Origin of the sequence: Sphingomonas qomolangmaensis (assembly GCF_024496245.1) — a bacterium.
GTDB lineage: Bacteria > Pseudomonadota > Alphaproteobacteria > Sphingomonadales > Sphingomonadaceae > Sphingomonas > Sphingomonas qomolangmaensis.
This window is the reverse complement of sequence record NZ_CP101740.1, coordinates 1,209,738-1,234,404: the sequence shown is the minus strand read 5'-3', so window position 1 is coordinate 1,234,404 and position 24,667 is coordinate 1,209,738. Positions and strand designations below refer to the sequence as shown.

The 24,667-nt window shown below is 67.4% G+C and carries 24 protein-coding genes; 12 read left to right on the top strand and 12 right to left on the bottom strand.

The window, feature by feature from the left end:
- Positions 1-10: 10 nt before the first annotated feature.
- Positions 11-922, bottom strand: coding sequence for a DUF481 domain-containing protein (locus NMP03_RS05885; RefSeq protein ID WP_256507566.1), 912 nt, complete (start codon positions 920-922; stop codon positions 11-13).
- Between the two features lie 59 nt (positions 923-981).
- On the bottom strand, positions 982-1,482 hold the full coding sequence (locus NMP03_RS05880; protein ID WP_256507565.1) for an RNA pyrophosphohydrolase: 501 nt from the start codon (positions 1,480-1,482) through the stop codon (positions 982-984).
- Positions 1,483-1,577: 95 nt separating this feature from the next.
- On the opposite strand from NMP03_RS05880, the gene NMP03_RS05875 reads away from it, so the two are divergent.
- Both NMP03_RS05875 and NMP03_RS05870 read left to right on the top strand, forming a co-directional pair.
- Positions 1,578-2,525 (top strand): histone deacetylase family protein, encoded by a 948-nt coding sequence (locus NMP03_RS05875; protein WP_256507564.1) that lies wholly within the window; start codon positions 1,578-1,580, stop codon positions 2,523-2,525.
- 61 nt (positions 2,526-2,586) lie between these two features.
- Positions 2,587-3,933: a cryptochrome/photolyase family protein gene (locus tag NMP03_RS05870; protein WP_256507563.1), complete on the top strand. Its 1,347-nt coding sequence runs from the start codon at positions 2,587-2,589 to the stop codon at positions 3,931-3,933.
- A gap of 59 nt (positions 3,934-3,992) precedes the next feature.
- Here NMP03_RS05870 and NMP03_RS05865 read toward each other — a convergent pair whose 3' ends face one another.
- Both NMP03_RS05865 and purF read right to left on the bottom strand, forming a co-directional pair.
- A complete protein-coding gene (locus NMP03_RS05865; protein WP_256507562.1) occupies positions 3,993-4,703 on the bottom strand; it encodes an SDR family NAD(P)-dependent oxidoreductase in 711 nt (236 codons plus the stop codon).
- Between the two features lie 19 nt (positions 4,704-4,722).
- Complete coding sequence (gene purF / locus NMP03_RS05860; protein WP_256507561.1) at positions 4,723-6,180, bottom strand: amidophosphoribosyltransferase; 1,458 nt, start codon at positions 6,178-6,180, stop codon at positions 4,723-4,725.
- Between the two features lie 161 nt (positions 6,181-6,341).
- Between purF and NMP03_RS05855 the strand changes: the two genes are divergently transcribed.
- From NMP03_RS05855 to NMP03_RS05835, 5 genes are all read left to right on the top strand, one after another.
- Positions 6,342-7,049: a hypothetical protein gene (locus NMP03_RS05855; protein ID WP_256507560.1), complete on the top strand. Its 708-nt coding sequence runs from the start codon at positions 6,342-6,344 to the stop codon at positions 7,047-7,049.
- A gap of 39 nt (positions 7,050-7,088) precedes the next feature.
- Positions 7,089-7,469 (top strand): phosphoribosyl-AMP cyclohydrolase, encoded by a 381-nt coding sequence (hisI, locus tag NMP03_RS05850; RefSeq protein ID WP_256507559.1) that lies wholly within the window; start codon positions 7,089-7,091, stop codon positions 7,467-7,469.
- 107 nt (positions 7,470-7,576) lie between these two features.
- On the top strand, positions 7,577-8,080 hold the full coding sequence (locus NMP03_RS05845; RefSeq protein WP_256507558.1) for a hypothetical protein: 504 nt from the start codon (positions 7,577-7,579) through the stop codon (positions 8,078-8,080).
- Between the two features lie 52 nt (positions 8,081-8,132).
- On the top strand, positions 8,133-8,543 hold the full coding sequence (locus NMP03_RS05840; RefSeq protein WP_256508031.1) for a MerR family transcriptional regulator: 411 nt from the start codon (positions 8,133-8,135) through the stop codon (positions 8,541-8,543).
- 29 nt (positions 8,544-8,572) lie between these two features.
- The gene (locus NMP03_RS05835; protein ID WP_256507557.1) at positions 8,573-10,378 is read left to right on the top strand and encodes an acyl-CoA dehydrogenase C-terminal domain-containing protein; all 1,806 of its coding nucleotides are present in this window, start codon (positions 8,573-8,575) and stop codon (positions 10,376-10,378) included.
- Between the two features lie 151 nt (positions 10,379-10,529).
- Here the strand turns inward: NMP03_RS05835 and NMP03_RS05830 are convergent, their stop codons facing one another.
- The 5 genes from NMP03_RS05830 to NMP03_RS05810 all read right to left on the bottom strand — a co-directional run bounded on the left by NMP03_RS05830 (position 10,530) and on the right by NMP03_RS05810 (position 15,486).
- Positions 10,530-11,831, bottom strand: coding sequence for a cell wall hydrolase (locus NMP03_RS05830; protein WP_256507556.1), 1,302 nt, complete (start codon positions 11,829-11,831; stop codon positions 10,530-10,532).
- Between the two features lie 218 nt (positions 11,832-12,049).
- Positions 12,050-12,967, bottom strand: coding sequence for a cysteine synthase A (gene cysK, locus NMP03_RS05825; protein WP_256507555.1), 918 nt, complete (start codon positions 12,965-12,967; stop codon positions 12,050-12,052).
- Entirely contained in the window at positions 12,964-14,292 is a 1,329-nt protein-coding gene (locus tag NMP03_RS05820) for an MFS transporter (protein WP_256507554.1), read from the bottom strand. Before NMP03_RS05820 ends, cysK begins: the two co-directional genes overlap by 4 nt.
- Before the next feature lie 109 nt (positions 14,293-14,401).
- Positions 14,402-15,226: an alpha/beta fold hydrolase gene (locus tag NMP03_RS05815; RefSeq protein ID WP_256507553.1), complete on the bottom strand. Its 825-nt coding sequence runs from the start codon at positions 15,224-15,226 to the stop codon at positions 14,402-14,404.
- A 101-nt stretch (positions 15,227-15,327) separates the two neighbouring features.
- Positions 15,328-15,486 carry a hypothetical protein gene (locus tag NMP03_RS05810; protein ID WP_256507552.1) on the bottom strand — a complete coding sequence of 53 codons (159 nt, stop codon included), beginning with the start codon at positions 15,484-15,486 and terminating at the stop codon, positions 15,328-15,330.
- 115 nt (positions 15,487-15,601) lie between these two features.
- Between NMP03_RS05810 and NMP03_RS05805 the strand changes: the two genes are divergently transcribed.
- Both NMP03_RS05805 and NMP03_RS05800 read left to right on the top strand, forming a co-directional pair.
- A complete protein-coding gene (locus tag NMP03_RS05805; protein ID WP_256507551.1) occupies positions 15,602-15,943 on the top strand; it encodes a hypothetical protein in 342 nt (113 codons plus the stop codon).
- Positions 15,944-16,045: 102 nt separating this feature from the next.
- The gene (locus NMP03_RS05800) at positions 16,046-18,115 is read left to right on the top strand and encodes a catalase (protein WP_256507550.1); all 2,070 of its coding nucleotides are present in this window, start codon (positions 16,046-16,048) and stop codon (positions 18,113-18,115) included.
- A 431-nt stretch (positions 18,116-18,546) separates the two neighbouring features.
- Here NMP03_RS05800 and NMP03_RS05795 read toward each other — a convergent pair whose 3' ends face one another.
- Positions 18,547-20,838, bottom strand: a complete 2,292-nt coding sequence (locus tag NMP03_RS05795; RefSeq protein WP_256507549.1) for an ATP-dependent helicase — start codon at positions 20,836-20,838, stop codon at positions 18,547-18,549.
- A 104-nt stretch (positions 20,839-20,942) separates the two neighbouring features.
- Between NMP03_RS05795 and NMP03_RS05790 the strand changes: the two genes are divergently transcribed.
- The 3 genes from NMP03_RS05790 to NMP03_RS05780 all read left to right on the top strand — a co-directional run bounded on the left by NMP03_RS05790 (position 20,943) and on the right by NMP03_RS05780 (position 23,869).
- Positions 20,943-21,341 (top strand): GFA family protein, encoded by a 399-nt coding sequence (locus NMP03_RS05790; protein ID WP_256507548.1) that lies wholly within the window; start codon positions 20,943-20,945, stop codon positions 21,339-21,341.
- 53 nt (positions 21,342-21,394) lie between these two features.
- Positions 21,395-22,138 carry a ThuA domain-containing protein gene (locus NMP03_RS05785; RefSeq protein ID WP_256507547.1) on the top strand — a complete coding sequence of 248 codons (744 nt, stop codon included), beginning with the start codon at positions 21,395-21,397 and terminating at the stop codon, positions 22,136-22,138.
- A 75-nt stretch (positions 22,139-22,213) separates the two neighbouring features.
- A complete protein-coding gene (locus NMP03_RS05780; protein ID WP_256507546.1) occupies positions 22,214-23,869 on the top strand; it encodes an inorganic phosphate transporter in 1,656 nt (551 codons plus the stop codon).
- Between the two features lie 6 nt (positions 23,870-23,875).
- Here the strand turns inward: NMP03_RS05780 and NMP03_RS05775 are convergent, their stop codons facing one another.
- The gene (locus NMP03_RS05775; RefSeq protein WP_256507545.1) at positions 23,876-24,043 is read right to left on the bottom strand and encodes a hypothetical protein; all 168 of its coding nucleotides are present in this window, start codon (positions 24,041-24,043) and stop codon (positions 23,876-23,878) included.
- Positions 24,044-24,123: 80 nt separating this feature from the next.
- Positions 24,124-24,663, bottom strand: a complete 540-nt coding sequence (rsmD, locus tag NMP03_RS05770; RefSeq protein WP_256507544.1) for a 16S rRNA (guanine(966)-N(2))-methyltransferase RsmD — start codon at positions 24,661-24,663, stop codon at positions 24,124-24,126.
- Between the last annotated feature and the right edge of the window lie 4 nt (positions 24,664-24,667).

Sequence of the window (24,667 nt, the reverse complement as noted above, 5' to 3'; positions counted from 1 at the left end):
TGCCCGCGGATCAGAACTCGTACACTAGCGAGGCGCGGCTGGTGGTGTCGGTTTCGACGCGGCCCACCGGCGGCATGCTTTCATATTGGACGATGTACGAAAGCTGCGCCGACAGCGGGCCGAGCACCTTGGCGTTGAGCGCGGTGTTGCTCGAAATCGTGCTGTTCGCGCTCTGCAGATAGGCCGAGGCGTTCTGGCGCAGCTCGATCCGCGGCGACACCTTCCATTCGAACGCCAGCGATCCGCGCGCGGCCACATTGCTCTCGCTCGTGTCGTCGGTATAGTCGGTGTAGCGATAGGCGGGTCCGAGCTCGAGATCGAGCCGCATCCCGGTGCGGCGGATCGCGCTGTAGCCCGCGCCGCTCGACGCCGAATAGCGGTTGATATAGCCGAGGAACCGGTCGCTCTCATATTGAGTGGCGCCGTAGACGTAGAGCCGGTCGTCGACCTTGTAGTTCGGCTCGTACGACGCGACGTAGCGTTCGCGGCTGGTGAGGCCGAAGCTCTCCTGATAATCGGCCTGCAGCAGCAGTTTGTGCCGCCAGTTCAGCCCCTCGCGCTTCACTTCCACCCGGCCCGTCACGCCCGAGTTGCTGGTGTTGCCGCTGGTGGTGAAGCCGCCGAGTTCGACGCGACCCTTCACCAAGGCGAGGAAATCGGCCTCCTGCATCCGCTTTTGCGCGCTGGCGGCGCGATCGTTCTTCCACGCCTGCGCCAGCCGCGCGACGCGATCGGACGAGGGCATCTTCACCTGCTGGACATATTTGACGAGCGTGTTGACCTCGCCCTCGTTGCCCGAGGCGATCGCCGCGTCGAGCATCGCCTTCACCTCGACGGGGATCTGGTCGCCGGGCGCTTTGAGCACCGGATCGTCGGGGCTGACGAGCAATGCGATCGCGATGAGGGGAAGGCCTTGGGACACGCTGCTGGCTTTGTCAGACGAATGCGGCGGCGAAAAGACCGTACGGCATGGCCGGCCCCTCAGTTCGCCGGTTCGTCGCGCAAGCCGAGCGGTTCGGCGAACATTTCGAGGATATGGCCGTACAGCTCGCGCTTGAAGGGCACGATCAGCGCGGGAAGCTCGGCGGGCTCGACCCAGCGCCAGGTGCGGAATTCGGGCTCGTGCGTGCGGATGTCGATGTCGTGATCCTCGCCCAGGAAGCGGAACAGGAACCAATGCTGGCGCTGGCCGCGCCATTTGCCCTTCCACAATTTGCCGATGAGGTCGTCGGGCAGGTCGTAGCGCAGCTCCTCGCCGCCGCGCGCGATCAGTTCGACGAGATCGGGCACCACCCCGGTTTCCTCGCCGAGCTCGCGGATCGCGGCGTCGAGCGCGTCCTCGCCGGGGTCGATCCCGCCCTGCGGCATCTGCCAAGCCTCGGCGGTGGAATCGAGCCTTTGGCCGACGAACACCAGCCCGTGGCGGTTGAGCAGCATCACCCCGGCGCAGGGGCGATAGGGCAGGTCGGCATGCTGGGTCATTCGATGTCCGTTCGTTCGGGGGCGTATCGCGCGGCGGCGGGTGCGGCACCCGGGCGGTATTGGGCGCAGCGCTGCCGCGCCCTACCTACCGAGGTGTGATCGCGATTGTCCACCACCCCGACTATGTCGCGCCGGCGCCCACGCGCAGCGCCTATCAATGGAACAAGAACGGGCTGGTGCGCGACCTGCTGGCCCGAAGCGGCGCGGCGATCGATTGGCATCTGCCCGAGCCGATGCCGCGCGCCTGGCTCGATGCGATGCACGACCCCGATTATGTCGCCGAAGTGCTTGGCGCGAGGGTACCCGCGGCCAAGGAACGGCGGATCGGCTTTGCGGTGACCCCGGTGGTGGCGACGCGTGCGCAGGCGGTGCCGGGGGGCACCTATCTGGCGGCACGGCTGGCGATCGAGCGCGGGTTCGCCGCCAACACCGCGGGTGGCAGCCATCACGCGCTGAGCGAGACCGGGGCGGGGTTCTGCGTGTTCAACGATCTGGCGGTGGCGGCGAACCGGCTGATCGAGGAGGGCCGCGTGCACCGCGTGCTGATCGTCGATTGCGACGTCCACCAGGGCGACGGCACCGCCGCGCTCACCGCAGGGCGCACCGACATCGCGACCTATTCGATCCATGCCGAAAAGAACTTCCCGGTGCGCAAGGCGCGTTCGACGCTCGACGTGCCGCTGGCCGATGGCGTGGGCGATGACGCGTATCTCGAGACGCTCGCGGTGACGTTGGTCCCGCTGCTCGACTGGTTCGCGCCCGATCTGATCCTGTACCAGGCGGGGGTCGACCCCTTCGAGGGCGACCGGCTGGGGCGGCTAGCGCTGACGCATGAGGGACTGGGGCGGCGCGAGGCGTGGATCGCCGGGCTGGCAGCGTCGCGCGGGCTGCCGCTGGCGAGCGCGCTGGGGGGCGGATACGGGCATGACGCGATGGAAGTGGCGGCACGGCACGTGGCCTCGATCCTGGCGCTGGGCAGGGGGTACGTCGCCAATTCCCCCTCCCGCTTGCGGGAGGGGTTAGGGGAGGGCATGGCACGCTGATGCTACAATCAATAATACAAGCCCACCCCCAGCCCCTCCCGCAAGCGGGAGGGGAGCGGAAGTGACTAACCTTCTCTGGCTCCGCCAGGACCTTCGCCTCCACGACCAGCCCGCCCTCGTCGCCGCGGCGCACGAAGGCGCGGTCATCCCCGTCTACATCCTCGACGACGACGCGCCGGGCCAATGGCGGATGGGCGGGGCGCAGCGTTGGTGGTTGCACCACGCGCTCGATACGTTCGGCAAGGCGCTCGCCGACAAGGGATCGCGGCTGATCCTGCGGCGCGGCGACGCGGTGGCCGAACTCGGCAAGTTGCTCGACGAAACCGGCGCCGAGCGCATCCACGCGATCCATCATTACGAAGCCTGGTGGGTCAAGGCCGAGCAGCAGCTGGGCGACCGGCTATGCCTGTACGACGGCAACCATCTCGCGCGGATCGAGGACGTGACCACCGGATCGGGTGGGTTGTTCAAAATCTATTCGTCGTTCTGGAAGGCGCTGTCGCAGCGACTGCCCCCCTCCGAGGCACTGGCGATGCCGCGCAAGATCGCGGCGCCCGATGCCTGGCCGAAGAGCGAGAAGCTCGCCGACTGGAAGCTGCTGCCGACCGATCCCGACTGGTCGACGGGCTTCGCCGACTGGATCCCGGGCGAGGATGCCGCACGCGCGGCGGTCAAGCGCTTCGCCGCGCATGTCGAAGCCTATGACGAGGCGCGCAACCTGCCGTCGGTCGAGGGCAGCTCGCGCTTGTCACCGCATCTCCACTTCGGCGAGATCTCGCCGCGCGACGCCTGGCACCTGGCGGGCGGCGGGGCCGAGGCCATCACCTTTCGCAAGGAACTGGCGTGGCGCGACTTCACCAGCGGGGTAATCCTGGAGCGGCCCGATTACGGCAGGGCGAACGGCCGCCCCAAGTTCGACGACATGCCCTGGCGTAGCTCGCCCGCGGACCTGCGCGCATGGCAGCGCGGGCGGACGGGCTATCCGATCGTCGATGCCGGGATGCGCCAGCTCTGGGCGACCGGCTGGATGCACAATCGCGTCCGGATGATCACCGCCAGCTTCCTGATCAAGCATCTGCTGATCGACTGGCGCGAGGGCGAGCGCTGGTTCTGGGATACGCTGGTCGATGCCGATTACGGCAACAACGCGGTCAACTGGCAGTGGGTGGCGGGCACCGGGATCGATTCGAACATGTTCGGGCGGATCATGGCGCCGCTCGTCCAGTCGGAGAAGTTCGATGCCGGCGACTATATCCGGCAATGGGTGCCCGAACTGGCGCAGATCCGCGGCCCCGCGATCCACGACCCCGACGAATATGGCTGCCGCCCAAAGGACTATCCGGCCAAGATTATCGGCCACCGCGAGGCACGCGAACGCGCGCTATCGGCGGTCAAGCAGGTCCAATAAAGCACGATCTGGCGGTCGCGGGGCCGATTGGGTGCGGCCCCGCCCGTCGAGCGTCGGCGCTAGCCGACCCGCTCGGCATGGTTGGTCTCGAACCCGTCGATCGCCAGCTGCAGGATCCGTGCCGCTACCGTTTCGGGGGGCTTCACGCTCCCAGGGTCCTCACCCGGATAGGCGCGTTCGCGCATCTTGGTGCGGGTCGCGCCGGGATCGAGGATCGCGGTGCGGATTTGGGTGATGTTGCGCACTTCCTCGCCATAGCTCCCCAGCAGCGTCTCGAACGCCGCCTTCGACGCGCCATAGGCGCCCCAATAGGCACGCGGCGTCCGGCCGACGCTCGAAGTCATCCCGATCACCCGTGCGCCGTCCGATGCACGCAGCAAGCCGTCGAACGAGGCGAGCAGGGCTGCCTGCGCGGTGACGTTGAGGGTGAAGACCTTCGACCATTCCTTCATGTCGATCGCCGGGACCGCGCTGAGCGAGCCGAGCATCGCGGCGTTGAGCACCAGGATGTCGAGCTTCTGCCAGCGTTCGTGGATCGCGCCTGCCAGCCGAACGACGCTGTCGGTCTGGGTGAGGTCCATCGGCGCGATCGTCGCTCTGCCACCCGCGGCGTAGATCTTGTCCTCGATCTCCTCGAGCCCGCCGGTGGTGCGGGCGGTCAGCACGACGTGCGCGCCGGCATCGGCGAGCGCGAGCGCGGTGGCGGCACCGATGCCGCGGCTGGCACCGGTGACGAGCGCCAGCCGGCCGGAAAGGGGCTTGTCGGTCATGCAGTCCTCATGTGGGGGGTTAGCCGACGCGCTCTTCGAGCATCGAGAATTGCTCGACGGGCGAGCTTTCGTCCTGGTCGGTCAGCGTCGTGGGGTAATCGCCGGTGAAGCAGGCGTCGCAATATTTGGGGCGGATCTCGGCGCGGCGGGCTTCGCCGAGCGCCTTGTAGAGCCCGTCGATCGAGACGAAGGCGAGGCTGTCGGCGTGGATGAAATCGGTCATCCCGCTGACGTCGAACTTGGCCGCAAGCAGCTTGGCGCGCTCGGGGGTGTCGACGCCGTAGAAGCAGCTATGCCGAGTGGGGGGTGAGGCGATCCGCATGTGGATCTCGGCGGCGCCCGCCTCGCGCATCATCTCGACAATCTTCAGGCTGGTGGTGCCGCGGACGATCGAATCGTCGATCAGCACCACGCGCTTGCCCTTGATCAGCGCGCGGTTGGCGTTGTGCTTCAGCTTGACGCCGAGATGCCGGACCTTGTCGCCCGGCTGGATGAAGGTGCGCCCGACATAATGCGAGCGGATGATGCCGAGCTCGAACGGAATCCCCGATTGCTGGGCATAGCCGATCGCCGCGGGGGTGCCCGAATCGGGAACGGGGATGATCAGGTCGGCCTCGACCGGATTCTCGATCGCCAGCTGCGCGCCGATTGCCTTGCGCACCGAATAGATCGAGCGATCCTCGGCGATCGAATCGGGGCGCGAGAAATAGACATATTCGAAGATGCACGGGCGCGGCGCGACCGGCGCGAAGGGCCGAATCGAGCGGATGTCGTCGCCCTGGACGATCACCAACTCACCCGGATCGACCGCACGAACGAATTCAGCGCCAACCACGTCGAGCGCGACCGTCTCCGACGCGAAGATGACGCTGTCGCCGAGCCGGCCCATCACCAGCGGGCGGATGCCGAGCGGATCGCGGCAGGCGATCATCCCCTCGGGGGTCATGCAGATCAACGAATAGGCGCCCTCGACCTGGCGCAGCGCATCGATGAACTTGTCGAGCAGCGAACGGTAGCTCGACGTGGCAACGAGGTGGATGATGACCTCGGTATCGCTGGTCGATTGGAAGATCGAACCGCGGCGCACCAGGTCGCGCTTGAGCCGCATCGCGTTGGAGATGTTGCCGTTGTGGGCGATCGCGAACCCGCCGCTGGCCAGGTCGGCATAGAGCGGCTGGACGTTGCGCAGCGCGGTCTCGCCGGTGGTCGAATAGCGGACATGGCCGGCGGCGACGGTGCCGGGGAGCTGGCGGATGATGTCGTCGCGGTCGAAATTGCCAGCGACGTGCCCCATCGCGCGATGGGTGTGGAACTGGACGCCGTCATAGCTCGAGATGCCGGCAGCTTCCTGCCCGCGATGCTGCAGCGCGTGGAGCCCGAGCGCGACCAGCGCCGCGGCGCTGTCGGTTCCCGAAACGCCGAACACACCGCATTCCTCGCGCAGCTTGTCGTCATCGAACGGATTGGTGGTTCGCATACGGCCAGTGCTTTGTTGGTGGGGTAGCCGGGCATATAGGGGGTCGATCGGACTTTGTCGCCTGTTTGTAACACGCGCGTTGAAGTCGGGGGCGCGGAAGCCCGGGTGGCAGGTTGGAGGCGGCGTTGCGGTTCATGGATTTCAGTTCGTGGCAGGGGATCTTGACCACGATTGGCGGGCTCGCGCTGGTGACGCTGATCGGCGTCGGCATTCGGCTGGTAGTGATGACGACGATCCAGCAGCGGCGCGAACGGATGAACCGCCAGATCAACGAGCGGCTGCGCACGCTGATCGCCGCCTACAAGGTGCTCGGCGGGTCGTTCACCGGCAACCTCGCCGTCGATCCGGCGCATCTGCGCGACCTGCGCCGCGCGGGGGCGGCGGCGCCCGATGCCGAGGGGGTCGCGCCGGTCGACCTGTCGGCCGAGGCGCTGGGCTCGGACCGGTCGCGCCGGATCCGCGATTCGGTCGAGGCGGCGCTGGCCGATATCCTGTTGCTCGGCACCGACGAGCATGTCCGGCTGGCCGAACGTGCGGCGCGCGACCTGGTCGCGGGGCGCAGCGTGCATGTCCACGAACTGGTGGTGTCGCTGCGCGACTATGTCCGCCACGCGCTGCAGCTGGGGCCGATCCCCGCCGATGTCGCGGCGTCGATCCCGGTGCAGGGGCCGACGAGACCGGCGGGATCGGGCGGCGGCAAGGGCAGGGGCGGCGGCGATGGCGAGCGCGGCGGTGGCGGTGGCGGCAGGGGCGGCGGCGGCGGCGGCGGCGGCGGTGCGGCGATGGGCGGGGGCATGGCGGTAGGCGGCATGGGGATCGGCGCCGGCGTCAGTGCTCCCGATGCTGCCAGCGAGAGTCCACCGCGCTGAACCGTTGAAGGGCGCCCGATCGCTGACTACACCCGACGGATGGACGATCGCGAAACCGGGCTGACGCTGGCCCCCCGATATGATGCTGCGGGACTCATCACCGCCGTCGCCACCGATGCCGCCACTGGCGAGGTGCTGATGCTCGCGCATATGAATGCCGAGGCGCTGGCGGCGACCGTCGCCAGCCGCGAGGCGACCTTCTGGTCGCGCAGCCGCGGGCGGCTCTGGAAGAAGGGCGAGAGCTCGGGGCATGTGCTGCGGGTGTGCGACATTCGGATCGACTGCGACCAGGACGCGGTGTGGTTGATCGTCGAGCCTGCGGGGCCGGCATGCCACACCGGCGCGCGCAGCTGCTTCTATCGGCGGGTGACCGCCGAGGGGCTCGAGGCGGTGGGCGATGAGGTGCCGGGGGCGGCGTGAGGCTTTCGATGCCTAACCGCCGCGTCACCCCGGACTTGGTCCGGGGTCCACCGCCCCCCGGCCACCGCCTCCGCGAGCGGCAACGTGGACCCCGGACCAAGTCCGGGGTGACGGCTTCGTTGGGGTTCGCGCTTTACCTCATCCTCGCTGCCTGCTCCGGCGAGTCGCCCCGCAATCCCACCGAACCGCTCGACCTCGAAACCGCCGCGATCGAGCGCGGGCTGGTGCGCGATCCCGACGATGTCAGCCTCGCGGGACTCTACGCGCGCGATACCGATCGACTGTGCCTGATCGGCGACGGCGGCGCGTACCGGATCGGCGCGACGGTCGATTACGGCCAGGGCGTCGATTGCTCGGCGCGCGGCACCGCGACTCGCGCGGGTTCGACCTTGCGGGTCGAGCTCGGCGAGGGCTGCGCGTTCGACGCGACGATCGCGGGCGAGCGGATCGTGTTTCCGCCGCGCGTACCCGTGGCCTGTGCGCGCCGGTGCCGCTCGCGCGCCTCGCTCGGTGCGCTGACCGCCGATCGGCTGTCGGGGGTCGAGGCCGAGGCCCGCGCGCTGCGCGATCCGCGCGGGAGACCCTTGTGCGACAGCGACCCGGCTAGTTGACGTTTACGTAAAGGTCGGGTATTTCCCGACCATGCCCAATGCGCTTTCCATCATGACCGCGCTCGCGCCGATCGCGCCGCGCCAGGACCTCGAATGCTTCACGATCTCGGACCTGTGCGCCGAGTTCGGGGTCACCGCGCGCGCGCTGCGCTTCTACGAGGACGAAGGCCTGATCGCCCCCGAGCGGCGCGGCATGTCGCGCATCTATTCGCATCGCGATCGCGCGCGGCTGGCGTGGATCCTGCGCGGCAAGCGCGTCGGGTTCAGCCTGGGCGAGATCCGCGAGATGATCGACCTGTACGATGTCGGCGATGGCCGCCAGGTCCAGCGCCAGGTGACGATCGAGCGCTGCCGCGCGCGCGTCGCGACGCTGGAAGCGCAGAAGCACGACATCGACGAAGCGATCGCCGAACTCAACGCCTTCCTGTCCGTCGTCGACGGCCAGAGCGCGCCGAAGAACTGACCAGAACCAAAGACTGACCGGAGAGCCCTATGCCGCAATATACGCCGCCCGTGCGCGATACGCGCTTCATCCTCGATCACGTCGTCCAGCTCGACAAGCACGCGAACTTGCCGGGCTTCGCCAACGCGACCCCCGATGTGGTGAACGCCGTGCTCGAGGAAGGCGGCAAGTTCGTCGCCGAGGTGCTGTTCCCCGTGAACCTGTCGGGCGACCAGCAGGGCTGCACCCGCCACGCCGATGGCAGCGTGACCACCCCCGACGGCTTCAAGGAAGCGTATAAGCAGTTCGTCGAAAGCGGCTGGGCGACGCTGGCGGCGCCCGAGGAATTCGGCGGCCAGGCGATGCCGCACGTCGTGTCGACCGCGTTCGAGGAATATATGATCTCGGCCAACATGGCCTTCGCGATGTATCCGGGGCTGACCCACGGCGCGATCGCCGCTTTGCTCGCCAAGGGGTCGCAGGCGCAGAAGGAATTGTACGTCCCCAAGATGGTGTCGGGCGAATGGGGCGGCACGATGAACCTGACCGAGCCGCAATGCGGCACCGATCTGGGACTGATCAAGACCAAGGCCGAGCCGCAGGCCGACGGATCGTACAGCATCACCGGCACCAAGATCTTCATTTCGTCGGGCGAGCACGACCTGACCTCGAACATCATCCACCTGGTGCTCGCCAAGACGCCCGGCGCGCCCGACAGCTCGAAGGGGATCAGCCTGTTCGTGGTGCCCAAGGTCCTGGTCAAGGAAGACGGGTCGCTCGGCGCGCGCAACGCGGTCACCTGCGGATCGATCGAGCACAAGATGGGGATCCACGCCAATTCGACCTGCGTGATGAACTATGACGGCGCGACCGGCTGGCTGGTGGGCGACGAGATGAAGGGACTGGCGGCGATGTTCATCATGATGAACGCCGCGCGGCTGGGCGTCGGGCTGCAGGGGCTTGGCGTCGCCGAGACTGCGTACCAGAACGCGGTGGCCTATGCCGGCGACCGGCGGCAGGGACGCGCGCTCACCGGCGCCGCCGAGCCAGCCGAAAAGGCCGACACGTTGTTCGTCCATCCCGATGTCCGCCGGATGCTGATGGAAGCAAAGGCGCTGACCGAGGGTTTGCGCGCCTTGTGCCTGTGGGGCGCGCTCCAGGTCGACCTGGCGCACAAGGCCGCGACCGAGGAAGAGCGCGAGACGGCCGACGACCTGATCGGGCTGCTGACCCCGGTGATCAAGGGATATGGCACCGACAAGGGCTATGACATCGCGACCACCGCGCAGCAGGTCTATGGCGGCCATGGCTACATCGCCGAATGGGGGATGGAGCAATATGTCCGCGATGCGCGGATCGCGATGATCTACGAAGGCACCAACGGGGTGCAGGCGATGGACCTGGTCGGGCGCAAGCTGGCGCAAAAGGGCGGCCGCGCGGTGCAGGCGTTCTTCAAGCTGGTGGCGGGCGAGATCGCCGACGCCAAGGCGCAGGACGAAGCGACCGCGCAGTTCGCGGGGCGGCTCGAAAAGGCGCTGGGCGACCTGCAGGCATCGACGATGTGGTTCATGGCCAACGGCATGCAGAACCCCAACCATGTCGGCGCGGGTGCGCATTCGTACATGCATATCATGGGCATCGTCGCGACCGGCTTGATGTGGCTGCGGATGGTGCGCGCCGCCAACGCGCTGCTGGCGGTGGGCGAGGGCGATGCCAAGTTCCTGGGCGCCAAGCTGGTGACCGCGCGTTTCTATGCCGAGCGGATCATGCCCGACACCGGCGCGCTCCGCCGCAAGATCGAGGGCGGCAGCGATTCGATCATGGCGCTCGACCCGGAGATGTTCCTGGCGGCGTGAGCAGACCACGGTTCCAGCTTAATCCGTTCGTGCTGAGCTTGTCGAAGCACCGTCCTTCTTATGCCGGCCGCGCGCGAAGAAAGGGCAGTGCTTCGACAAGCTCAGCACGAACGGTAGGGGGTGGGAAACCCGAACGTGTCTCGCGTCCAGGTCAGCGCTTGGCCGGCGCTTCCGTCGGGGTCGTGGACGGACCCGGCACCGGCACGAGCGTGCCGCTGCGCCGGCGGACGCCGCTAAGGTCGGGCACCGGCGGCGCAGGCGTGGCCGCTGCCGCCGCCGGTGTTGCGTCGCGCTTGGGCGCCTGCAGCACCTGGCGTTTCATGCAGTCGCGGCGATCGGGGCGGGCGAAGCGGTCGCAGTTCCAAAGCGTCCGTTCATAGCCGCGTGCCGAATCGCGCAAATAGCTGAACGCCATTCGCGCCAGGATCGCGGGTTCGGCGGGCAGCATCGCGGGGGTGTCGGCACGCTCGGTCCAGCCGAGCAGCTTGCAATAGCCGCGGTCGCCGCACAGCCGCTTGGCATAGACGGCGTATTGGTCCGCCGCGACGCGCGGATCGAGAGTGATGGCGAAGCTGTTGGGGTCGGTCGGTAGCGGCGCTGGCATGTCGGCGAGCGCGATCGTCGTCGCCGCGACGGTTGCGTCCTCGACGCCGGCGGGAACTTCGCCGGTCCCGTGCGACGCCGCGATGCCCGCGAGTTCGGGCACCACCGGCTCGGTCCCCGCATAGCGCCCGCGAAACGCCGGCGGGGTGCCCCACCAGCCGGTCCAGCGGAAGAACAAATGGGTGTTCACTTCGCTGATCTTGTCGAGGCTGCTGCTCCAATAGGGCACCACCCAGTCGGTGTGGTAGTGCGTGGCGGTGCCGACCCGCTTGTCGACGCGCCCCTGCAGCGCCGCGGTCGCGACCGCGCGCGCGCGGCCCCAGGCGGCGTCCGAATAGCGCCGCGCCAGGGCGCCGTCGCAGGTGAAGGTGAACTGGCAGCCGGTCGATCGCTCGCTGCCCTGGAAGACGACGCCGCAAACCGATTTGGGGAAGGCGGGGTGGCGGACGCGGTTGAGGATCACCTGCGCCACCGCGCGCTGCCCGACCGAATCGTCGCCCGATTCGTAGAGCATGCCCGCGGTCAGGCAGTCGGTCCCGCGCGCGATGCTGTCGGGTGTCCCAATGATCCGAAAGGCGCGCGCTGGGAGGTTGGGGGCGCTCGAAAAGGGCACCGCGGCGTTGAAGCTGCGCGCATCGGCGGGATCGACCGCGACGAACGCGGTGGGCTCGACCGGGGGGAGTTCGGCGGGTGGGATCACGCGGACCGACGGGCGCGCGAGCGTGCGTTCCACCGGAGCGATGCGCGGTGCGGTGGCGACGATGATCGCGGGCAGCAGCACCGCCAGCAACGCCAGCACGGCCAGGATCGCACGGATGACGGGCGTCGTCGGGGGAGGGGTTGGCGTCATGCGGGCCTTGTCGCGGGGGTCGGCGGGCGCCGCGTCTTAGCGGGTTTGGAGCGAATGGGGGAGGGGGCCGCTACCCTCGGCCCCCCCGTCACCCCGGACTTGGTCCGGGGTCCACCGAGCGACAATCGGGGACGTCGCTTGCCGAGCGGTGGACCCCGGAACAAGTCCGGGGTGACGGTAATGGTGGGCGGTCGGCAGTCGCTAAACCGTCCCCGCCCTCACTCGGGCAGGAAGTCGGGCACCGAAAGATACCGCTCGCCGGTGTCGTAGTTGAACCCCAACACCCGGCTGCCCGAGGGCAGTTCGCCCAGCTTCTGCGCGATTGCCGCTAGCGTGCCGCCCGACGAGATGCCGACCAAGATGCCTTCCTCGCGCGCCGAACGCCGCGCCATTTCCTTGGCGGCATCAGCGGCGACCTTGATGACGCCGTCGATCGCCTGGGTGTGGAGGTTGCGCGGCACGAAGCCAGCGCCGATCCCCTGGATCGGGTGCGGGCCGGGGTGGCCGCCCGAGATCACCGGCGAGGCTTCGGGCTCGACCGCATAGACCTTGAGCTCGGGCCAATGCTGCTTGAGCACCTCGGACACCGCTGTGATGTGGCCGCCGGTGCCCACCCCGGTGATGATCACGTCGATCGGCGTGTCGGCGAAATCGGCGAGGATTTCCAGCGCGGTGGTGCGGACATGGACGTCGATGTTCGCAGGATTTTCGAACTGCTGCGGCATCCACGCACCCGGCGTCTGCTCGACCAGTTCGATCGCGCGCTCGATCGCGCCCTTCATCCCCTTCTCGCGCGGGGTGAGGTCGAAGGTCGCGCCATAGGCCAGCATCAGCCGGCGGCGCTCGATCGACATGCTCTCGGGCATGACGAGGACCAGCTTGTAGCCCTTCACCGCCGCGACCATCGCCAGCCCGACGCCGGTGTTGCCGCTGGTGGGTTCGACGATCGTGCCGCCGGGCTTGAGGTCGCCCGATGCTTCGGCGGCTTCGACCATCGCGACCGCGATCCGATCCTTGATCGACCCGCCGGGGTTCGACCGCTCGGACTTGATCCACACTTCGGCATCGGGGAACAGCCGCGCGACGCGGATGTGCGGGGTGTTGCCGATCGTGTCGAGGATCGTGTTCGCCTTCATATCGTCGTCTCCTTGATCGAGGTGAATTCGAGCGTTTCGGGCGGCGCGAAGGTGCGCGCCCGGCCCAGTTCGGGGAACAGCCGCGCCCACCATGCGGTCACCAATATGGCGGCGATCCCGCCGCCTACAACCGCCACGACGGGGCCGACCGCGGCGGCGAGGAAGCCCGAGCGTGCCTCGCCGAGCTCGTTCGAGCCCGACACGAACAGCGTCGAGACGGCACCGACGCGGCCGCGCATGTCGTCGGGGGTATGCAGCTGGATCAGCGACTGGCGGACATAGACCGACACCATGTCGGTCGCCCCGACCACGAACAGCGAGACGAGCGCCACCAGCACAGCAGGGGCGAAATCGCTGCCGATCGCTGCGGTGCCGAGATAGGGCAGCAGCAGCGGCGCCGACAGCCCGAACATCGCGGTTGCCGCGCCGAACGCCGCGACCGACCACAGCATCTTGACCCCGACATCGTTGGTGAGCGGCTTCCAGGCGAACCAGATCGCGACCAGCACCGCGCCTGCGGCGGGCGCGGCGCGCAGATGGCCAAGCCCGTCGGCGCCGATCTGCAGGATGTCGCGCGCATAGATTGGCAGCATGGCGGTCGCGCCGCCGAGCAACACCGCGAACAGGTCGAGGCTGATCGCGCCGAGCACCAGCCGGTTGCGGCGGACATAGGCAAGGCCGTCGACCATCTGCGCCCACGGGTTGCGCGTGCCGGTCATTTGCTTGCGCTCGACCGGCTTGATGAGCGTCAGCATGACGAAGCCGAGGCCGAACAGCCCTGCCGACACCGCATAGGGTAACCACTGGTTGGCGGCATACAGATAGCCGCCCATCGCCGGGCCGAGCACCGACCCCGCCTGCCACGCGATCGAGCTCATCGCGATCGCCGCGGGCAGCACCGCGATCGGCACGAGGTTGGGCGCGAGCGCCTGCAGCGCGGGTCCGGCAAAGGCGCGCGCGACGCCGAGCAATGCCGCGACGAAGAACAGCCAGGGCAGGGTGATCGCGCCGTGATAGGTCAGCCACGCCAGCAGCAGCGCGCAGGCGGCCTCGAGCGCGACCGCGCCGCGCGCGATCCAGCGGCGGTCGACCCGGTCGGCGACCAAGCCCGCGACCAGCGAGAGCAGCAGCAGTGGCACGAACTGCGCGACGCCGATCCAGCCGAGCTGGAACGCGGCATCGCGGATCGACATCGTCTGGCGCGCGATGTCGTACACCTGCCAGCCGATGACGATCACCATCGCCATCTGCGCGAGCGTATTCGACAGCCGCGCCAGCCAATAGGCGCGGAAATTATGGATCGTGAAGGGATGCGGAGCGCTCATGCGCGCGGGCTTAGGCCGCACGGCGCGCGATGCGCAACGAGGGTTTGTGGGGCGGGGTAAAGGCTGGCTTGGCAAACCGCCTTTCCCCGCCGCCACTTAAGGCGAGCCGTCAGCCGCCGAGGAAGGTCAGCAGATCCTTGGTGAGGCGGTTGCCATGCGTCGCGAACAGCCCGTGCGGGGCGCCCGCATATTCGACCAGCTGCGCGCTCGGGACATGCTCCTTCACCCGGTGCGCGGTCGCGCCGATCGGCACCGTCGCGTCGGCGGTGCCGTGCACCACCAGCGTGGGCACGGTGAAGGCGGCAAGGTCGGGGACGAAATCAGTGGTGCCGAACGACTTCGCGCATTCGAGCGTCGCCTTCAGGCTGGCCTGCATCGCGACGTTCCACGACGCGTTCACCGTTTCCTCGCTCACCGGGTGCGACATCAGCCCGACGCCATAGAAATCGCGCAGGAACGAGCCGAAGAACTTGGCGCGGTCGGTCGCGATCTGCGCGCCGATCTTGTCGAGTTCCTCAGGCGGAACGCCGTGCGGGTTCGCCTCGGTCCTGAGCATGCCAGGAACCACCGATCCGATCAGCCCGGTCATCGCGACTCCCTTGCCGCCATGCCGCGACATATAGCGCGCGACTTCGCCGCCGCCCATCGAGAAGCCGATGATCGCCGCGCCATCGGTGACGCCCGCCGCCGCCATCACATCGGCAAGATCGTCCGAGAGCGTGTCGTAATCATAGCTGCTCCACGGCTGGCTCGACCGGCCGAAGCCGCGGCGATCATAGGCGATCACGCGGTGCCCCGCCTCGGCGAGCGCCATCGCCTGCGGGTCCCAGCTGTCCGCCGACAGCGGCCAGCCATGGATCAGCACGACGGGCCGGCCGCTGCCCCAATCCTTGACGTACAGATCGGTGCCGTCGCGGGTTTTGACATAGGGCATGGTCATTCTCCTGATGTTCGAACCCGGCAAACGGGCTGCGGCGCCGGGCGTTCCGCGACGGTCCGCAATGGTCCGCCAGCGCACCCGGCATCGCGCGATCGTCAGTTGCCGCCGTAGTCGGGCTGTCCCTCGGTATCGCCGCCCGGCGGTTCGTCACGGTGGGTGCCGGGGGCGGGCACCTGACTGTCGGGCTCGCCGATCGGCGCCGGCTTGTTGTCGTTCGCTTCGCCGTCGGGCGTTTCGTGCGGTTGGTCGCTCATGATCATCTCCTGTGCAAAAGCTGCCGCCGATCAACGCGCGATTATGCTATGCGGAACCACGCCTGCCCTTTTTGGTTCTTGCTGCGATGCAACATGAAGGTATAGCATGGATGTCATGAAGCTTCCCGCAGACGACGAAGTCGCAGCACCTGCCGGCCCCGCGCCCACGATCTTCGAAGCGATCGTGCGCAAGACCTGCGTGTCGGCGACCTACAACCGCACCGAGATCATCCTGGCGCCGCACGCGATGTGGACCCGCCATGGCGACATGTTCGTCGATGCGGTGACGCTGCGGCTGAACGATGCACCCCCGCGCGAGGTGAAGCTCGGAACGTTCAAGCTGATCGGCCTGGGCAATCTGCAGCGCACCGACGAGAAATTCTTCGTCAGCGAGATGTTCCAGCCGGGCGATGCCAAATATGGCGGCGAGATATTGCTCGCAGTCGAGCCCGACTGACCCGATCGTCAGCCGCCCGCCAGCGCTGCCGATTTAAATCCTTCTGACTGTGCCGCTTTTGCTGATTCGTGCGTTTAACGCACGAATCAGGAAAGCGAATATATGAGTGATACGAAGATCGTCCACGGCAACGGCGGCGAAACCCACCAGCAGGCGGCAGGCGATACGCCGGTGCTGACCACCAATCACGGCGTGCCGATCAGCGACAACCAGAACAGCCTGAAATCGGGCAAGCGCGGCCCCACGCTGCTCGAAGACTTCGTGCTGCGCGAAAAGATCTTCCACTTCGATCACGAGCGGATCCCCGAGCGGATCGTCCACGCCCGCGGGTCGGGCGCACACGGCGTGTTCGAAGCCACCGCCGACATTTCCGACCTGTCGCGCGCTGCGGTCTTCGCCAAGGGCGAGCAGACCGAGGTGTTCGTTCGCTTCTCGACCGTCGCGGGTGGTGCCGGATCGGTAGACACCCCGCGCGACGTGCGCGGCTTCGCGGTGAAATTCTACACCAAGGAAGGCAATTGGGATCTGGTTGGCAACAACATCCCGGTGTTCTTCATTCAGGACGCGATCAAATTCCCCGACCTGGTCCACGCGGTGAAGATGGAGGCCGATCGCGCCTATCCGCAGGCGGGCAGCGCGCACGATACCTTCTGGGATTGGGCGAGCCTGATGCCCGAATCGACGCACATGCTGATGTGGGCGATGTCCGACCGGACGCTGCCGCGCAGCTTCCGCACGATGGAAGGCTTCGGCGTCCACACCTTCCAGCTGGTCAATGCCGAGGGCAAGTCGAGCTTCGTGAAGTTCCACTGGAAGCCGGTGCTCGGCCTGCAATCGACGATCTGGGACGAAGCGCTCAAGCTCCAGGCCGCCGACAACGACTATCAGCGCCGTGACCTATGGGAAGCGATCGACACCGGCAGCTTCCCCGAATGGGAATTGGGCATCCAGGTGTTCGACGAAGCCTTCGCGCGCGCGCAGCCCTATGACGTGCTCGACGCGACCAAGCTGATCCCCGAGGAAGACGTCCCCGTCCGGATCATCGGCAAGCTCACGCTCAACCGCAACGTCGACAATTTCTTCGCCGAGACCGAGCAGGTCGCGTTTTTGCCGACCAACATCGTGCCGGGTATCGATTTCTCGAACGATCCGCTGCTCCAGGGGCGGCTGTTCAGCTATCTCGACACGCAGAATTCGCGGCTGGGCACCACCAACTTCCACCAGATTCCGATCAATGCCCCCCGCTGCCCGTTCGGCAACTTCCAGCGCGACGGCAAGATGCAGACCCACGTCCCCAAGGGCCGCGCCAATTACGAGCCCAACAGCCTGGCCGAGTTCGGCGAGGATGGCGGCCCGCGCGAAAGCCCGACGCGCGGCTTCGCGACCACCAACGCGATCACCGGCGACGACGAGCAGGGCGAGAAGCTGCGCATCCGCGCCGAGCTGTTCGCCGATCATTACAGCCAGGCACGGCTGTTCTGGAAATCGCAGGACGCGCACGAGCAGGCGCATATCGCCTCGTCCTTCGTGTTCGAGCTCTCGAAGGTCGGGTTGGAGGCGATCCGCCCGCGGATGGTCGCAAACTTGCGCAACGTCGATGAGGAACTGGCACAGCGCGTTGCCGATGGCCTTGGCATCGACTTGCCCGCAAAGGCACAGGCTGCGCGCGAGCCGGTCGACATGAAGCCGTCGGACGCCTTGTCGATCCACAAGAACATGAAGCCGATGCTCAAGGGTCGCGCAGTCGGCATCCTGATCGCCGATGGCAGCGACGGGTCGGAGATCGACGCGCTGGTCGCCGCGATCGAGGCCGAAGGTGCCAAGGCGGTGCTGGTCGCGCCCAAGGTCGGCGGCGCGACGCTCGCCGATGGATCGAAGCGCAAGGCGGACGGTCAGCTTGCGGGCATGCCCTCGCAGCTGTTCGATGCGGTGGCGCTGGTGCTGTCGGCGCAGGGCACCGCGATGCTGCTCAAGGAAGCCGCGGCGGTGCAATTCGCGATGGATGCGTTCGGGCATCTCAAGGCGATCGGCGCGAGCGATGCGGCCAAGCCGTTGCTCGACAAGGCGGGGGTCGAGGCCGATGCCGGGGTCACCGGGCTGGGCGGCGATTTCGTAAAGGCGGCGGCGCGTCGGTTCTATGATCGCGAGCCCAAGGTGCGCATGCTGGCGTGAGTTTGGCGGCGGTCGTGTCGCGGGAAGGTGGCTCAAACGGGCCGGTCCTTCGATACGCCGGTTCGACGGGCTCAGCGGCTACTCAGGACGAACGGTTGGGATTTGGGGCATGGGTGCCGTCCCGTCTTCCCCCCCGTTCGTCCTGAGTAGGGATTGAGCTAAGGCGAAGGCCCGTATCGAAGGACTTTGCCCCAAGCGGGCGGGTCCTTCGATACGCCGCTTCGACGGGCTCAGCGGCTACTCAGGACGAACGGTTGGGGGTTGGGGCATGGGTGCCGCTCCGTCTTCTCCCCCCCGTTCGTCCTGAGTAGGGACTGAGCGGAGGCGAAGGCCCGTATCGAAGGACTTAACCTCAAGCGCACCGGTCCTTCGATACGCCATTTCGACAAGCTCAATGGCTACTCAGGACGAACGGTTGCAGCAGGACCGCCTCACCCCACCGTCACAAAGCTGTCCATCACCCGCTTGCGCCCCGCGGTCTCGAAATCGATCTCGAGCTTGTTGCCCTCGATCTCGGCGATGCTGCCATAGCCGAATTTCTGGTGGAACACGCGCAACCCCACCGAGACGTCGCTGCGCCCCTTGTTGCCAAGGCTTACCGCAGACGCTCGCGCCTCGATGATCCGCGTCGGCTCGCGAACGAATGTCCCCGTCGACGCCGCGCGCTGCCAGCCGGGCCCGCGCCCCGATCCGCGCGCAACGTCCGAAAACGGATCGGCATTCTCGCTCCAATTGGCGCGCCACAGGCTTTCGCCCCCCGACATCGTCGTTTCGGCCTCGATATGCTCGGGCGGCAGCTCCTCGACGAAGCGCGAGGGCAGGCTGGACGTCCATTGGCCATAGATACGGCGGTTGGCGGCGTGGAGGATCGTCGCCTTTCGCCGCGCGCGGGTGATCGCGACATAGGCGAGGCGGCGTTCCTCCTCGAGGCTCGCCAGCCCGCCTTCGTCGAGCGCGCGCTGCGAGGGGAAGATGCCTTCCTCCCACCCGACCAGGAACACCGTGTCGTATTCGAGGCCCTTGGCGGCGTGGATCGTCATGATCGTCACCTGCGCGTCCTGCTGGCGATTCTCATTGTCCATCACCAGGCTGACATGCTCGAGGAACGCGCCGAGGCTTTCATATTCCTCCATCGCGCGCACCAATTCGGTCAGGTTCTCGAGCCGACCCGCCGCCTCGACCGACTTTTCGGCCTGTAGCATCGCGGTATAGCCGCTCTCGTCGAGCAACTGCCGCGCCAGCTCGGCATGCGGCAATTCGCCCGCCATCGCGCGCCAGCGTGCCATGTCGCCCACGAGATTGCCGAGCGATCGCCGCGCCTGCGGGGTAAGTTCGTCGGTGTCGAGGATTCGCGCGGCGGCGGTGGTGAGCGGAATACCCTCCGCCCGCGCGAGCTGGTGGACCTTCTGCACCGCCTTGTCGCCCAGGCCGCGCTTGGGGACGTTGACGATCCGTTCGAACGCCAGATCGTCGCCGGGCTGCGAGACGACGCGCAGATATGCCAGCGCATCGCGGATTTCGGCGCGTTCATAGAAGCGGAAGCCGCCGACGATTCGATACGGCATGCCGATCGCGATGAAGCGATCCTCGAACTCGCGGGTCTGGTGCTGCGCGCGAACCAGGATCGCGACGTCGTTGAGGCTGAGCCCGCCCTCTCCGTTTCTTGGGCGCATCTCGCCCTCGATCTGCTCGCCGACACGCCGCGCTTCCTCGGGGCCGTCCCAGACGCCGACGACGCGGACCTTTTCGCCCTCGTTCGCCTCGGTCCACAGCGTCTTGCCCAGCCGCCCGCCATTATGCGCGATCACCCCCGATGCCGCGGCCAGGATATGCCCGGTCGAACGGTAATTCTGCTCGAGCTTGATCACAGCCGCGCCGGGAAAGTCGCGCTCGAACTTCAGGATGTTCTCGACCTGCGCACCGCGCCAAGAATAGATCGACTGGTCGTCGTCGCCGACGCAGCACAGGTTCTTGCGCGCCTGCGCCAGCAGCCGCAGCCACAGATATTGGACGCTGTTGGTGTCCTGATATTCGTCCACCAGCATGTAGCGGAAGCGTTGCTGATATTGTTCGAGCACTTCGCGATGCGTCCTGAGCAGCACCAGCGCGTGGAGCAGCAGATCGCCGAAATCGCAGGCGTTGAGTGCGAGCAGCCGTGCCTGATAGGCGGCGTACAGCTCCTGGCCGCGCCCGTTGGCGAATAATTCGGCCTCGCCCGCGTCGAGGTCCTTGGGGGTCATCCCCTTGTTCTTCCACCCGTCGATCAGCCCGCCCAATTGGCGCGCGGGCCAGCGTTTCTCGTCGAGATCGGCGGCGGCGATCAGCTGCTTCATCAGCCGCAACTGGTCGTCGGTATCGAGGATGGTGAAGTTGCTCTGCAGCCCGATCAGCTCGGCATGGCGGCGCACCATCTTGGCACCGATCGAATGGAAGGTGCCGAGCCACGGCATCCCCTCGACCGCGTCGCCGACCAGCCGCCCGACGCGCTCGCGCATCTCGCGCGCGGCCTTGTTGGTGAAGGTGACCGCCAGGATCTCCGACGGCCATGCCTTGCGGGTGTAGAGCAGGTGCGCCAGCCGCGCGGTGAGCGCCGCGGTCTTGCCGGTGCCCGCGCCCGCGAGCACCAGTACTGGGCCGTCGGTGGTGAGCACCGCCTGGCGCTGCGGCGTGTTCAGGCCGCGCAGATAGGGCGGATCGTCGGGGCTTGGTTGGGGGAGCGACATCGGTGAACAGGTAGGGAACGGCGCATCGCGGGGCAAGCGTTTCGGGATTGGCGCGGGGGCAGGGCGATGATACGCCCGCCGCACAGCGTTGTTGGGAGAGGGTGATGCTGACCGGAAGATGCCATTGCGGCGCGATTTCCTATGCGATGCCGGCTGAGGTGCTGCACCACGCGCTTTGCCATTGCGCCGATTGCCGGCGATCGGCTGGCGCGCCGATGGTGGGGTGGGCGATGCTGCCAGCCGACCAGCTACAAATAAGCGGCGAGCCCAGGACCTATGCCTCCTCTGCCGATGGTCGCCGCGAATTTTGCGGCACCTGTGGCACCGGGCTGTTCTATCGCAACGAAGCGATGCTGCCCGGGCTGGTCGACGTACAGACCGGCACGCTCGACGATCCCGACGCGATCCCCGCGCAGTCGCACATCCAGGTCGCCGAACGGATCGGCTGGATGCAGGGCGTCGAGGCCTTGCCTGCGTTCGAGCGCTTTCCGCCCTTCGAATGAAGCCAAGCCTGCTGCAACCCCAAGCTCACCCCGGGAATGAAGGAATATCCTCTATGACATTGTACCGGCTGGTGCTGTTGTTCCTGTCGATCGTGCTGCTGCCGACCGACGCTTTCGCCGCGCCCGCGCGTGTGCTCGTGTTTTCGCATACCACGGGATACCGCCACGCCTCGATCGAGGCGGGGGTCGCGGCGCTGAAGCGGATGGGGACGCAGCGCGACTTCACCGTCATCGCGAGCGAAGACCCGGCGATCTTCAGCCCGCAAAAGCTGAAGGACATCGACGCGATCGTCTTCCTCAGCAGCACCACCAACCCCGCCGATCCCGCGTCCGAATGGCTGGTGGGTGACCGTCGCGCCGCGCTGCAGGCGTTCGTGCGCGGCGGTGGGGGGATCGTCGCGGTACATGGTGCCGCCGATTCGCATCTTGCCTGGCCCTGGTACGGGCAGATGATCGGCGGCTGGTTCGAAAGCCATCCGCGGGGAACGCCGACCGGCGACGTGACGATCGTCGATTCGAAGCACCCCGCCGCCGGGGGCATGACCGGTAAGCAGCGCCGCGCCGACGAATGGTATTACTTCAAGGATTTCGATCCCACGGTCGATCTGCTGGCGACCTTCGATCCGGTTTCGATCGGCGAGAAGGACGCGAACCCCAATCCCGCGGCATGGGCGCATGAATTCGAAGGGGGCCGGGTGTTCTACACCGCGATGGGCCACGCCGACGCAAGCTATAGCGAGCCCTGGTATCTCCAGCATCTGGGAGCAGGGCTCGATTGGGCGCTGCGCCGGCGATAGCCGCGGGGGGCGGGGCGCACGCCCCGCTCGCGTCGCTGTCATCAACCCGTCACATTGCCTACCCAAAGGCGCGCAATGGCTACCATCGCGCTAGATCCCCATGAGTCCCTCGATCGCGCGCCCGCGGGGCCGTCGCTCGATGCCAAGCCGCATCCCTTTGCGCGGCTGATCTTCTTCGGGCTGCTGCTGGGCGGCTTCGTCTATGCCTGCGCCAGCGTGCTGATCGACACGCAAGGGGTGGGCGAGGAACTGGCGATCGGCGCGTTCGCGTTCCTCGCGCTCGCGCTGGTGATCGCGCTCGGGTTCGAATTCGTGAACGGCTTCCACGACACCGCCAACGCGGTGGCGACGGTCATCTACACCAATGCGATGCCCGCCAGTCTGGCGGTGATCTGGTCGGGCTTCTTCAACTTCCTCGGCGTGATGTTGTCGTCGGGCGCGGTCGCCTATGCGATCATCACGCTGTTGCCGGTCGATCTGCTGCTCAATGTCGGGTCGAGCGCTGGGTTCGCAATGATCTTCGCGCTACTGCTCGCCGCGGTGCTGTGGAACCTCGCCACCTGGTATGTCGGGCTGCCCAATTCGTCGAGCCACACGCTGATCGGATCGGTGCTGGGGGTAGGCTTCGCCAACCAGCTGATGACCGCGGGGTCGACCGGCGGCACCTCGGGGGTCGACTGGAGCCAGGCGCAGAAGGTGCTGACCGGCTTGGCGATCGCGCCGCTGATCGGCTTCTTCGCCGCGCTGCTGCTGCTGCTGGTGATGCGCGCGGTGCTCAAGAACCCCAAGCTCTACAGCGCTCCCGAGCGCGACGCGCCGCCGCCACGCGGTATCCGCGCGCTGCTGATCTTCACTTGCACCGCGGTGTCGTTCAGCCATGGCAGCAACGACGGGCAGAAGGGCATGGGGCTGATCATGCTGATCCTGATCGGATGTGCCCCCACCGCCTATGCGCTCAACCGCACGATGCCCGAAAGCGCGACGCCGGCGTTCGTCGCCACCGCCGATCGCGCCGCTGCGGTGTTCGAAAGCAAGGGCGGGCTCGCCACCCCGCTGCCGATCGCCAACGCCCGCGCGATCCTGACCCGAGCGTTGCAGACGCGCGATGTCGAGCGGCCCGAAACCTATGCCGCGCTCGGGGTGATCTCGCGCGACGTCAGCGAGCAGGTCGCGGGCTATGGCGCCCTCGCGCGAGTGCCGGCGCAGGCGACCCCCAATCTGCGCGGCGACATGTATCTCGCGCTCGACACCTCGAAGCTCGCGCTCAAGGCCGATTCGGCGCCGCGCCGCTTTTCGGTACCCGAGATCGCCGCGATCGACGCCTATCAGGACCAGCTCGAAGCCGGCACGCGCTTCATTCCCTTGTGGGTGAAGATCACCGTCGCGCTGGCGCTCGGGCTTGGAACGATGGTCGGGTGGAAGCGGATCGTCATCACCGTCGGTGAGAAGATCGGCAAGGCGCATCTGACCTATGGGATGGGCGCGTCGGCCGAGCTGGTCGCGGCGTGCACGATCCTCGCCGCCGATCGCTTCGGGCTGCCGGTATCGACGACGCACATCCTGTCTTCCGGGGTCGCGGGCGCGGCGGTCGCCAACGGGCAGGGGCTGCAGGCGCGCACGATCCGCAACATGGCGCTGGCGTGGGTGCTGACCCTGCCGGTGGCGATGCTGCTGTCGGGCGGGCTGTATTGGCTGTTGCTCACGCTGGTGCGCGCGACCGGCAACGGCTGAGCCGGACTAGACCGGCTGGCGGAGATATTCGCCGGCGCTGCGGGTGATCGCGTCCCAGCGCTCACCGATCGTCCTGCCGGGTGCGCCGCTCGGCTGGATGAAGGCGAGCAGCACGCCCGCCCCCGCCACCATCAGCAGCGCGCTGCCGATCCGATATTTGCGATGCCTGACCATCGTCGATCCCCGTCACGCGTTACACCGCGGCCAGCGATACGCTTCAATGGGTTAGCGCGCGATGAACGACGCGGCTGGCGTCAGGCTACAGGGCGAAGCAGCGTCAGCTTAGCCTTGCCGTGCTTGCGGTCGGCATCGATCTCGAAGCCGGCGACCTCGACCTTTTCGGTATGCCCGGTTTCGATGCTGATCCAGGTCGCGGGGCCGGTCCAGCCGAGCCGCTGCAGCCGGTCGAGCGCGACCACGCCCGCGCCGGTGCCGTAGGGCGGGTCCATCAGGATCACGTCGAGCGGCTTCACCGCCGGCCCGAGCGTCAACACCGATTGCGCGCGAATGTCGGGCTTTACCCCCAATTTGGTCGCGTTGGCGCGTAATGCGTCGAGCGCCGCCTTGTCCTGCTCGACGAACAGGCACGATGCCGCGCCGCGCGACAGCGCCTCGAACCCCAGCGCGCCCGATCCCGCGAACAGGTCGGCGACCGCGAGCTCGTCGAAGCTGCCGAGGCGGCTGGCGAGCATCGAGAACAACGCCTCGCGCACGCGATCGGCGGTGGGGCGGGTGTCGTCGCCCTTGGGCGCGACGAGCGGACGGCCGCGATACAGCCCTGAGATGATACGCATAGTG

Bases quoted from the DNA above. Each gene is read 5' to 3' on its own strand.
- NMP03_RS05880 (WP_256507565.1), bottom strand. From the start codon at position 1,482: ATGACCCAGCATGCCGACCTGCCCTATCGCCCCTGCGCCGGGGTGATG.
- NMP03_RS05865 (WP_256507562.1), bottom strand. From the start codon at position 4,703: ATGACCGACAAGCCCCTTTCCGGCCGGCTGGCGCTCGTCACCGGTGCC.
- purF (WP_256507561.1), bottom strand. From the start codon at position 6,180: ATGCGAACCACCAATCCGTTCGATGACGACAAGCTGCGCGAGGAATGC.
- hisI (WP_256507559.1), top strand. From the start codon at position 7,089: ATGGACGATCGCGAAACCGGGCTGACGCTGGCCCCCCGATATGATGCT.
- NMP03_RS05840 (WP_256508031.1), top strand. From the start codon at position 8,133: ATGACCGCGCTCGCGCCGATCGCGCCGCGCCAGGACCTCGAATGCTTC.
- NMP03_RS05835 (WP_256507557.1), top strand. From the start codon at position 8,573: ATGCCGCAATATACGCCGCCCGTGCGCGATACGCGCTTCATCCTCGAT.
- NMP03_RS05830 (WP_256507556.1), bottom strand. From the start codon at position 11,831: ATGACGCCAACCCCTCCCCCGACGACGCCCGTCATCCGTGCGATCCTG.
- cysK (WP_256507555.1), bottom strand. From the start codon at position 12,967: ATGAAGGCGAACACGATCCTCGACACGATCGGCAACACCCCGCACATC.
- NMP03_RS05820 (WP_256507554.1), bottom strand. From the start codon at position 14,292: ATGAGCGCTCCGCATCCCTTCACGATCCATAATTTCCGCGCCTATTGG.
- NMP03_RS05815 (WP_256507553.1), bottom strand. From the start codon at position 15,226: ATGCCCTATGTCAAAACCCGCGACGGCACCGATCTGTACGTCAAGGAT.
- NMP03_RS05810 (WP_256507552.1), bottom strand. From the start codon at position 15,486: ATGAGCGACCAACCGCACGAAACGCCCGACGGCGAAGCGAACGACAAC.
- NMP03_RS05805 (WP_256507551.1), top strand. From the start codon at position 15,602: ATGAAGCTTCCCGCAGACGACGAAGTCGCAGCACCTGCCGGCCCCGCG.
- NMP03_RS05800 (WP_256507550.1), top strand. From the start codon at position 16,046: ATGAGTGATACGAAGATCGTCCACGGCAACGGCGGCGAAACCCACCAG.
- NMP03_RS05795 (WP_256507549.1), bottom strand. From the start codon at position 20,838: ATGTCGCTCCCCCAACCAAGCCCCGACGATCCGCCCTATCTGCGCGGC.
- NMP03_RS05790 (WP_256507548.1), top strand. From the start codon at position 20,943: ATGCTGACCGGAAGATGCCATTGCGGCGCGATTTCCTATGCGATGCCG.
- NMP03_RS05785 (WP_256507547.1), top strand. From the start codon at position 21,395: ATGACATTGTACCGGCTGGTGCTGTTGTTCCTGTCGATCGTGCTGCTG.
- NMP03_RS05780 (WP_256507546.1), top strand. From the start codon at position 22,214: ATGGCTACCATCGCGCTAGATCCCCATGAGTCCCTCGATCGCGCGCCC.
- NMP03_RS05775 (WP_256507545.1), bottom strand. From the start codon at position 24,043: ATGGTCAGGCATCGCAAATATCGGATCGGCAGCGCGCTGCTGATGGTG.
- rsmD (WP_256507544.1), bottom strand. From the start codon at position 24,663: ATGCGTATCATCTCAGGGCTGTATCGCGGCCGTCCGCTCGTCGCGCCC.